Genomic DNA, 1,236 nt, shown 5'->3' with positions numbered 1-1,236 from the left:
TTGAATCGCCCCGGGTCTGATGGAGGCTCTCAATCCATGGAGGATGAGAGTCATGGCAGCACCCAGGAAATACCCCGACGAGCTGCGTGAGCGGGCGACCCGGATGGCGGTCGAGCTGCGGCAGGATCCCGCGACGAAGAACGGCGCGATCCAGCGTGTGGCCGAGCAGCTCGGCATGCATCCGGAGACCCTGCGCAACTGGGTCCGGCAGGCCGAGATCGACGGCGGTGTCCGCCCGGGCACCACGACCACCGACGCGCAGCGGTTGGCTGAGCTCGAGCGCGAGGTCCGCGAACTGCGGCGGGCCAACCACATCCTGAAGACCTCGGCGGCTTTCTTCGCGGCGGAGCTCGACCGCCCCACCGGCAAGTAGTCGCCTACATCGACGCCCATCGCCACGACATCGTGGACGGGCGCGAGGTCGGGGTCGAGCCGATCTGTGCCGTGCTGAAGAAAGCCGGCGTGCAGATCGCCCCGAGCAGCTACTACGCGGCGAAGACCAGGCCCCCGTCGGCGCGCGCGATCCGTGACGCCGAACTGGTCGAGGACATCAAGGTCGCCCACAAGGCCAACCTCGGGGTCTACGGCGCCAGGAAGATCCACGCCGAGCTCAACCGTGAGGGCGTCAAGGTCGCCAAGTGCACCGTCGAGCGCCTGATGCGGCAAGAGGGCCTGTGTGGGATCCCGCGGGAGAAGACCCGCAAGACCACCATCGGCGACGGTGCGGAGACCGAGCGACCCGAGGACCTGGTGAACCGGAAGTTCGTCGCCACCGGCCCGAACCAGTTGTGGGTCGCGGACCTGACGTATGTCAGAACGCACGCTGGCTGGACCTACGTCGCGTTCGTCCTGGACGTCTTCAGCCGGATGATCGTGGGCTGGCAGGTGTCCACGTCGCTGCGGACCGACCTGGCGTTGGACGCCCTCGACATGGGCCTGTGGAACCGACAGCGCGCCGGCCAGGACGTCACCGGCCTAGTGCATCACTCGGATAGGGGCGTTCAGTATCGAGCGATTCGCTACACCGAGCGGCTCGCCGAAGCCGAGGCCGTCGCGTCCGTCGGATCGCGTGGCGATTCCTATGACAACGCGATGGCCGAGGCGCTGAACTCGCTGTTCAAGGCCGAGTGCATCCGCAACCCGGCCATGCGCCCCAAGGGCGGCTGGAAGAACGTGACCGACGTCGAGATCGCCGTCGCCGAGTACGTCGACTGGTTCAACCACCGGCGCCTTCAC

General features: G+C 67.3%; 1 pseudogene. It reads left to right on the top strand.

From position 1 onward, the window contains the following. Positions 1-52: 52 nt before the first annotated feature. Positions 53-1,236: pseudogene (locus RB608_RS28205) on the top strand (IS3 family transposase); the annotation flags it as partial.

Origin of the sequence: Nocardioides sp. LHD-245 (assembly GCF_030929495.1) — a bacterium.
In the GTDB taxonomy this organism is placed as follows: domain Bacteria; phylum Actinomycetota; class Actinomycetes; order Propionibacteriales; family Nocardioidaceae; genus Nocardioides.
Note: the sequence above shows the minus strand (reverse complement) of the source record. Positions and strands in the feature narration are given on the sequence as shown.